Source organism: Rossellomorea oryzaecorticis (genome assembly GCF_038405515.1).
Classification (GTDB): Bacteria; Bacillota; Bacilli; order Bacillales; family Bacillaceae_B; genus Rossellomorea; species Rossellomorea oryzaecorticis_A.
In genome coordinates this window covers 123,485-132,821 of the sequence record NZ_JBBYAF010000006.1, presented here as the reverse complement: position 1 = coordinate 132,821, position 9,337 = coordinate 123,485, and the positions used below count along the sequence as shown (strand labels likewise).

The window sequence follows — 9,337 nt, the reverse complement described above, 5'->3', positions numbered from 1 at the left end:
TTTCGTTTACTCATTTTGGCTCCTCCTTTGATACTTCTATCTTAATATCTTTAGAAGTAGGTGTCCAAAAGAGTAAAGGGGCTAAATAGATAAAATAGAAAAACGGCAGATAAATCAAATAAATGGCAGATACCCCATCCCGAACCCACTCCCCGATACTCATTTTTCCCCCGTCCCGACCAAAAACTGTGAAAATCCCCTCATCCATCCAAAAATCCAAATTAATTCACACTCCTCATTGCTTACAGGCACGTTTTTCCGATAAACTAGACCTATTCAAAAATCGATATGTGTATGGAGAGATTCGTGTGGAAGCAAAAATGGTACGAAGGTACGACATAATGGAGGTTTGCCTGCTGGCAGGAAAGATTATGCTCCAGAGCGGGGCAGAGACGTACCGTGTGGAGGATACGATGATGAGGATCGCAGCTTCCTACGGCATTAAAGAATCGCATAGCTATGTGACGCCGACAGGAATCATTTTTTCCATCGAAACTGATGAACCGACGAAGACGAAATTGATCCGCATCAATGACCGGTCGACGGATCTTGAGAAGGTCACGCTGGTAAACGGGATTTCTAGGAAAATCAGCCAGGGTCAGTATAGCGTGGAGGAGGCGTACAGTGAACTTGAAAAGCTAGAGAAGGCGGATCATTCTTATTCCTTCTTGATTCAGGTGCTTGCTGCATCCATTGCAAGCGGATGTTTTCTTATCATGTTCTTGGGTACCTGGGATGATTTTATCCCCGCATTTATTACTGGAGGGGTGGGGTATATGAGTGTCGTTTATTTACATCGCCTCGTTCCGATCAAGTTCTTCGCGGAATTCCTTGCTTCTTTCATCATCGGGATTCTTTCCTTCGGCTTTGTTTATTTCGGGGCCGGGCAGGAACTGGATAAAATCATCATAGGTTCTGTCATGCCGCTTGTACCAGGTCTGCTCATTACCAATGCCGTCCGTGACCTGATGGCAGGTCATCTCGTTTCGGGACTATCGAAAGGAGCGGAAGCATTTTTGACCGCTTTTGCGATCGGTACCGGCATCGCGGTTGTTTTTACCTTGATATAAAGGAGTGAATAGGGAATGATCTTCCTGGAACATCTACTTACAAGTTTCATCGCTGCGGCTGCATTTGGCATCATCTTTAACGCACCGAAGCAGTCCCTGTTCAAATGCGGTATCGTCGGGATGCTGGGCTGGATCATTTATATGCTTATGATTCTGAATGAAGCGGATGCGGTCCTCGCAACACTTCTGGCATCATTTGTCGTAGCGGTCATAAGCCAGGTATTTGCCAAAATGTATAAAACACCCGTGATCATTTTCAGTGTAGCGGGAATCATCCCGCTCGTACCCGGAGGACTTGCCTATGATGCGATGAGGAACTTTGTTCAAAATGATTATAATGCAGCGATCAATCTTGCGGCGAAAGCCTTCATGATTTCGGGATCGATCGCGGTCGGACTCATCTTTTCAGAAGTCATCAATCAAATTATACGAAACGCCAGACTTAACGCGAGTGCACGTAGAATGTGGTAATCGGAGATAGGCAGACCTTGGGGACGGGGTCTGTTTTTTGTGCGAAGGAAGACCCGGCTCCTTTTATGAAGTGAAGATTGTAACTTTTTTCCACACTCTTCGTCTAATGATGAAAATAGCTTATAAAAGGTGGGTCAACCCTATGAAAAAGCTGTATCTTGTCATTCTTGCAGGTGTAGTGTTGTGTGCGGCCATCGGAGTGTTTCTTTATCTGCAGAAACCATCAGTCGTTGCAGAGGGAAGTGTGGATGGCAGGCTGGTTGTGATGGATGAAAACTCCTGGAGTCTGCATTTCTCTGATCCGGTAAAAGAAACGACCATCAACAATGAAACCATTGAGGTGTCAGACTCGGACGGTAATCCTGTCGAGGTCCGTTACGAATTGAGCCGGGATCGTAAAACACTTCATATACACCCCCCTGATGCCGGTTATCCAGAAGAACCCCGTCATTTCATCCTTTCCATCACTTCTGGAGTCAAAACGAATTTAGGCTTCTCCTATGGCGGAGATACGAAGTTGACCTTTGCCGTCACGGAAGATATCCCATCCATCGCCTCTAAGAGAGAACTGACCGAATATTTTCAAACGATTATAAAGAAACAAAAAGTGGAGCAGAAAAACGAGAAATTCAGTCTTTTTGGAAGAAGTGAGGCTGAATCATCTGAAGATAAAGCCACATCAGGTGGTGGTGAAGGTTCAGGCTCCGGCCACTCGGAAACGAATAATCAGGTTCAAGGAGTGGACGAAGGGGATATCGTCAAAACAGATGGGACGTATATGTATCAAGTGGTGAATCAGGAGCTTGTCATTTCTAAAGCAGTTCCGGCAGACAGCATGGAAATCACCTCCAAATTGAAATTTGAAGAAAACATCCAGCCTCTGCATTTATTTTTAGATAAAGACAAGGTTGTGGTCCTTGGGAACAGCTGGTCCCATGAAGCGGTTGAAGCTGCCGTGAAAACCATGCCGCGCCCGATCAATGGCTCTACAGTCGCGATGATATATGACGTCTCCAATAAAAAGAATCCATCTCTTATAAGGAAGGTGGCTGTCGAAGGACATTATATGACCTCCAGGAAAATAGAGGGCACCATTTATTTTGTATCCAACCTCTATCCTGATTATTGGCTTGCCGGCAAAAATCCAGAGATTGATTTAAGACCGAGGGTGATGGATAGTTTGGAAGGTGAAGATGCCAGAGCGATTCCGGCCACACGCATCAAGTATTTTCCGCAGTCGGAGCAGCCCAATTATACCATGATCGCAGCACTGGACATTGAGAACCCCAAAGCCGGGTTTAACGTTCAGACCTATTTAGGGAGCGGGAATGCCATTTACATGTCGAAAGAAAATCTATATATAGCTGTAGATAAGATGGAAGATGCTTCAAGGTGGGATGTATCAAGTACGGAAGTGTATAAGTTTGGAGTGAAAGATTCAGAAATTGCGTATAAGGCATCAGGCAAAGTGCCGGGAAGAATATTGAATCAGTTTTCCATGGATGAGCATGAAGGTTATTTCCGGATTGCAACGACTGATGGAGAAGTGTGGAATGACGATAAACCTTCTTCAAATGCACTCTATATTTTAGATGAAAACATGAAGAAAACTGGTGAAGTCACGAACCTTGCGAAAGGGGAGAGGATCTATTCTGTGAGATTCATGGGTGACAAGGCATATATCGTCACCTTTAAACAAGTAGATCCCCTGTTTGTCATCGACACAGCGGATCCGGAACAGCCGAAAGTACTAGGAGAATTGAAGATCCCGGGCTTCAGCACGTATCTTCATCCAATCGACGAAAACCATTTGATCGGTTTCGGATTCGATACGAAAATCATGGATGACGGAAAATCATTTAATGAGGAGCCCCGGATCATACGGAGCGGGATGAAAATCTCATTATTTGATATAACCGATTTCCACAATCCGAAGGAAGCAGACACAGAAATCATCGGAGGGAGAGGGACCCATTCATATCTTCTCGATGACCATAAAGCACTCTTTCATGAGCCTGCACGGAATCTGTATGGATTTCCCATCTCTGTCTATCATGACAAAGAGGGAAGTGAGTATGAGCAGGTATTCGACTACCAGGGGGCGCTTCTTTATGAAATCACGCCTGAAAAAGGAATTGAGTTGAAAGCGAAATTAGCCGGGGATGATAAAGGGCAAAAAGAGATCTATGAGACTTGGGAAAATAATATCCAGCGTCTCCTATATATAGATGATTACGTATATACCTTATCGAATAGTAAAATTGATTCATATTCTTTGGATGATTTTACAAAAGAAAGCTCATTGCTCCTTCAATAACTCGATGAACAGCCTCCACTGGGGATTTGGAGGCTGTTTCTATGTTTTCTTAACGAATGTTTTGAAAATCAATCTCTGGGTACATTAAGTATTAGCTTTAGAGATTTCAAAATTGAAAGGAGCAAACTGAATGAATAGTAACAATATCACGCAAGAATGGTACTCATACTTAGGAAAATTACCAGATCTTCTTCTGGCATTACTCGTATTATTGGTCGGCTGGATCATTGCGAAAGCAGTAGAAAAAGCTGTCTACGGCCTTCTGAAGCGAGTGCATTTCGATGACAGGCTCTATTTTGGAAAGCCGAATGGGGAAAGGAAATGGACATCGGAGAAAGTCATCAGTAAAATCGTTTATTTTATCCTTCTAGTATTTGTCTTTATAGCTTTCTTCAATATGCTAGATCTGAACTTTATTGCATCACCACTGGTAGGGATGCTGACTACGATGGCGGCAGCCATTCCGAATGTATTGAAAGCAGCACTCATCTTATTACTTGCCTGGGTGGTTGCGTCAATTCTTAAAGTCCTGATTGAAAAATTGGGAAGCAGACCATCAGTGAAGCGTGCAATCCTTAAATCCAAGCTTGCCAATGACGAAAATGATGTACATCGTTACGTCTATACGGCAGCACGAATTGTATTCTATCTTGTCCTCTTAGTATTCCTTCCGGGTGTACTGGCTGCTCTTAACATTGCAGGGGTTTCAGGGCCATTCACGGAAATGCTTCAAAGCTTCCTTGCATTTATTCCAAAATTGTTCGCCGCTGCGATCATCTTTATTGTCGGCTGGTTTGTAGCGAAAATCGTTCGTGACATTGTCACTAACTTTTTAGCGGCACTCGGCACTGAAAGAGCGGCTGAACGTTTAGGCATCAGTAAGCTTTTCCAAGGAACAACGGTATCTTCTGTGATCGGTACCATTGTCTTTGTTCTTATCATGATCCCGGTTACGATTTCAGCTCTCGATCAGCTCGACATCAGAGGAATCTCTGAACCTGCGATCAATATGCTGAACACTGTATTGGTGATGCTTCCAAATATTGCAGTGGCGATTGTCCTGATCCTTGCAGGAATCTGGGTAGGAAAATGGGCAGGTGCCTTAGTATCACGATTGCTGAACAGAGTAGGCTTCAATTCCCTTCTTCGCAAGATGGGAATCGGGCGTAAGAACTCAGCGGATACAACGCTGGATACACCAGCGAATTCCTATATGAACCTTTCAGGTCTGGTTGGAAGAATCGTTCAAATCATCATCGTATTCTTATTCACAGTCGAAGCACTGCAAATCGTTAAGCTCGATTTCCTTGTAGCACTGGCTACTGGCGTATTAGCGTACTTACCGCATGTATTGGCAGCAGTCATCATTCTGGGTGCAGGGCTTTACCTTGGTAATCTGGTTAAAAATATCATGTCTAACGTACTAAGCGACAACTTCCAGGTCCTTGCAACAATCACGAAGTATGCCATTATTGCACTGAGCTTCTTTATGGCACTCGACCAATTGAAAGTTGCGGACTCGATCGTCAACATCGCGTTTATGCTCATCCTGGGAGGACTGGCATTGGCATTTGGACTGGCATTTGGACTTGGCGGGAAAGAGTTTGCCGCTAAATACCTTTCCAAGTTAGACCGCAAGATTGAAGAAGAAAAAAACATGCCTAGAAACAAAAGGGTAAACAAAACAATGAATGATACACCTGATTTAGGCGGAGACGACAATATCCCACCATACAATCAGTAATAACATATGTGTTAGAAGGAACCGCGCAACCCTGGCATGGGATTGCGCGGTTCTTTTTATATGGCAGACTGCCGTTTCACGTGGAACTTTATAGGGAAACTCCTCGTGCCTTCCGGAAATTAACTCTCCAAACTACCACCTGTCATAAAAAAACGATATCATTATTACTATATACATATGATAAGAACGAGAGCGTGAGGGGTGTGTTTCTTTGAGGGTGATCAGTTTTTTAAAACCTTATCGGTGGGCGATGGGGATTGCTTGGACGTTAATGCTTATAGAACTTGCAGTGGAGCTTTTGAATCCCTTATTCATGGCCAAAATCATTGATCAGGGGATCATGAAGGAAAATCTGGATGTAGTGCTTTTATGGGGCGGGATTATGGTTGGCATGTCGTTCCTTTCTTTTATTTCAGGTGTTACGAATTCCTTTTTTGCTGCCCATACGAGCCAGGGATTCGGTTACGATGTGCGGGAAAGTTTATATAAGAAAATCCAGTCGTTTTCGTTTGCCAGTTTCAATAAGCTGCCGACATCCTCTCTCATTACGAGGATGACGAATGATGTGAGGCAGCTTCAGAATACGATATTCATGAGCTTGAGGATCATGCTGAGAGCTCCTTTACTTGTCATCGGGGCGACCATTATGGCATTGATTGTCGATGTGAAGCTTGCCCTGGTTTTAGTTATTGTGATTCCATTTTTGTGGATGTTTTTGCTATGGGTTCTCAAACGGGGATGGAGTTTATTTGAGAAAGTACAGAAGCGTCTGGACCGGGTTAATGAAGTGATGAAAGAAAACCTTTCAGGTATCCGGCTGATCAAGGCGTATACAAGAGGAGATTATGAAGAAAAACGATTTCACGTCGCCAACGAGGATTTGAAGAACAAAACGGTGGGTGCTTTGAGATTCATGGAAATCATTATGCCGTTGTTGATGCTGGTGATGAACCTGTCCATATTGATCGTGCTTTGGGTTGGAAGCATTGAAGTGAATACCGGCGGTGCCAAAGTTGGTGAAGTGGTGGCGATCGTAACCTATGCCACGAGGATTTCCTCCGTATTTTCAATCTTTTCTTTTATCATCACAAGCTTTTCAAGAGCGCGTGCATCAGCTGATCGTGTGGAAGAGGTCCTCAATACCGAGGTTGATTTAAGAGATGGAGATGAGGCTGAGCCTGGAAACATAGTCACCAGAGGGGGAATCACTTTCGACGGGGTTTCATTCCGATACCCGGAAACGAGAGGGCAGGTTCTGCAGGATATTTCTTTTCAAGTGAAAGCAGGGGAGACCGTTTCTGTTTTAGGGGCGACCGGTTCAGGAAAGTCCACTTTATTTCAGTTGATTCCGAGACTCTATGACACGACGGAAGGAGAAATAAAGATAGACGGTCACTCTCTTCGGTCGATCACTCTCGAGAATTTAAGAAAGGGCATTGGTTATGTTCCGCAGGAAGCGGTCCTGTTTTCAGGTTCGGTGCGGGAAAATCTTTTATGGGGAAAAGAAGAAGCTTCCGAAGAGGACATAATCCAAGCAGCAAAGGATGCTCAAATCCATGACACCATTGGAGACCTCAAGGACGGGTATGACACAACGCTCGGGCAAAAAGGAGTGAACCTATCGGGGGGGCAGAAACAAAGGCTTTCGATCGCCCGTGCGCTTATCAGAAGGCCTAAAATCCTTCTCCTGGACGACAGCACCAGTGCACTTGATTTGAAAACGGAAGCAAAATTGCTCGAAGCGATCAAGAAGTATGAATGCACGACCATCATTATTACCCAAAAAATCAGTACAGCGATGGAATCGGACACCATCCTGCTGCTCGAAGATGGAGTGATGATCGGAAACGGATCTCATGAAACCCTTCTGAACGAATCCCCTTTATATCAACGAATTTATCAATCTCAATTCGGGGAGGTGCACCATGTCTAGGCATATGAGGAAGAAACTCGGCAAGAACGACAAGGCGAGTGATACAAAAGGTACTCTGAGAAGGTTGTGGACGTATCTTTCAAAAATGAAAGGCTTGCTCTATCTCGTCATCGTAATGGTGCTCATCAGCTCTGCGGCATCGCTTCTCGGTCCATTTTTAGTGGGAATGGCGATTGATGAATACATTGTCACGAAAGAAACTTCTGGAATCATCGGGCTTCTTGCAGGCCTGGTTATTGTCTATATCTTTCACTCTGTGTCAGTCTGGTATCAGAATTACTGGATGATTGGAGTCGCGCAGGACACCGTCTACCGCCTGAGAAAAGATTTGTTTCATAGACTTCATCTGCTGCCGATTCCTTTTTTCGATAAAAGAAAGCACGGGGAGTTAATGAGCAGGGTCACCAATGATATCGATAACGTCAGTCATACGTTGAACAGTTCATTCATCCAAATCATCTCCAGTGTACTGACACTTGCTGGAACGGCTGCGGTCATGCTGTGGCTCAGTCCTCTGCTGACGTTGATCACACTTACGATTGTACCGCTCATGGTGCTGGGCATGAAGTGGATCACAAAAAGGACGGGCCCATTATTTAAGCAATATCAGCATAATATCGGTGAGCTGAATGGATATATTGAAGAAACGATTTCCGGACATAGCATCATAAAAACATTTTCGCGTGAAGAGACGGCGATTGAAGAATTTCAAGGGAAGAACAAAAAACTCCGTACAGCAGCTTATTGGGCGGATACCTATTCGGGGTTTATCCCGAAATTAATGAACATGTTGAACAATCTCAGCTTTGCGGTGATCGCTGGTGTAGGAGGGGTTCTTGCACTAAATGATATGGTCACCATCGGGGTGATTGTCATTTTTGCTGAATATGCCCGTCAGTTCACACGTCCGCTCAATGAACTCGCCAATCAATACAATACATTGTTATCTGCCATTGCAGGGGCGGAGCGTGTATTCCAGATCATTGATGAAGAGGAAGAAGCGAGGGACGAAGGGAAAGCAGTAGAAATAAAGACATTGGCTGGAAAGATTGATTTTCAGCAAGTATCCTTTTCTTATGGGAAAAGTGATTCCACTCTTCGGGATGTCTCGTTTTCAATCAGCCCTGGGGAAACGGTGGCGCTTGTCGGTCCGACCGGTGCAGGCAAAACGACAATTACAAATTTGTTGTCCCGGTTTTATGAGCTTGATAAAGGGAAGATCCTTATTGATGGTCAGGATATCGAGGCGATTACGCGTAAAAGCCTTCGGAAGCAATTGGGATTTGTACTTCAGGACAGTTTTCTTTTCCAAGGGACCATTCTGGAGAATATACGCTACGGCAGACTTCATGCATCCGATGAGGAAGTGGTGGAGGCTGCAAAATTAGCGAACGCCCATTCTTTTATCGAGAAGATGCCACGAGGATATGACACGGTCCTTAGGCACGACGGCAGCGGCATTAGTCAGGGGCAAAAGCAATTATTGTCGATTGCGCGGGCTATCCTCTCCGATCCATCGATCCTGATCCTGGATGAAGCCACTTCAAGTATCGATACCATCACTGAACTAAAGATCCAGGATGCTCTAAAAAACTTAATGAGGGAACGGACATCGGTAGTCGTCGCCCACAGGCTCAATACGATACGTCAGGCCGATCAAATACTTGTCCTCGATCAAGGGCAAATCATCGAAAAAGGGACGCATGAAGAGCTCCTGAGGCAGAAAGGCTTTTATCATGGACTCTATCACAGTCAATTAAAAGAAAGCAGTTAAAAAACGAAGGTCCGTCCCTTCACCGCTT

At 44.6% G+C, this 9,337-nt stretch carries 7 protein-coding genes; 6 read left to right on the top strand and 1 reads right to left on the bottom strand.

Annotated features, from left to right (window positions below; all coding sequences use genetic code 11):
* Window positions 1-10: 10 nt before the first annotated feature.
* Complete coding sequence (locus tag AAEO50_RS05020) at window positions 11-163, bottom strand: hypothetical protein (RefSeq protein ID WP_341981127.1); 153 nt, start codon at window positions 161-163, stop codon at window positions 11-13.
* A 157-nt stretch (window positions 164-320) separates the two neighbouring features.
* On the opposite strand from AAEO50_RS05020, the gene AAEO50_RS05015 reads away from it, so the two are divergent.
* From AAEO50_RS05015 to AAEO50_RS04990, 6 genes are all read left to right on the top strand, one after another.
* Window positions 321-1,070 (top strand): threonine/serine exporter family protein, encoded by a 750-nt coding sequence (locus AAEO50_RS05015; RefSeq protein ID WP_341981139.1) that lies wholly within the window; start codon window positions 321-323, stop codon window positions 1,068-1,070.
* 15 nt (window positions 1,071-1,085) lie between these two features.
* Window positions 1,086-1,541, top strand: a complete 456-nt coding sequence (locus tag AAEO50_RS05010; RefSeq protein ID WP_341981126.1) for a threonine/serine exporter family protein — start codon at window positions 1,086-1,088, stop codon at window positions 1,539-1,541.
* Between the two features lie 142 nt (window positions 1,542-1,683).
* Complete coding sequence (locus tag AAEO50_RS05005; RefSeq protein WP_341981124.1) at window positions 1,684-3,858, top strand: beta-propeller domain-containing protein; 2,175 nt, start codon at window positions 1,684-1,686, stop codon at window positions 3,856-3,858.
* Window positions 3,859-3,988: 130 nt separating this feature from the next.
* Entirely contained in the window at window positions 3,989-5,602 is a 1,614-nt protein-coding gene (locus AAEO50_RS05000) for a mechanosensitive ion channel (protein WP_341981122.1), read from the top strand.
* 250 nt (window positions 5,603-5,852) lie between these two features.
* Window positions 5,853-7,535: an ABC transporter ATP-binding protein gene (locus AAEO50_RS04995; protein ID WP_341981120.1), complete on the top strand. Its 1,683-nt coding sequence runs from the start codon at window positions 5,853-5,855 to the stop codon at window positions 7,533-7,535.
* Complete coding sequence (locus AAEO50_RS04990) at window positions 7,528-9,309, top strand: ABC transporter ATP-binding protein (RefSeq protein ID WP_341981116.1); 1,782 nt, start codon at window positions 7,528-7,530, stop codon at window positions 9,307-9,309. The genes AAEO50_RS04995 and AAEO50_RS04990 overlap by 8 nt, the downstream gene beginning before the upstream one ends.
* The last annotated feature ends 28 nt before the right edge of the window (window positions 9,310-9,337 follow it).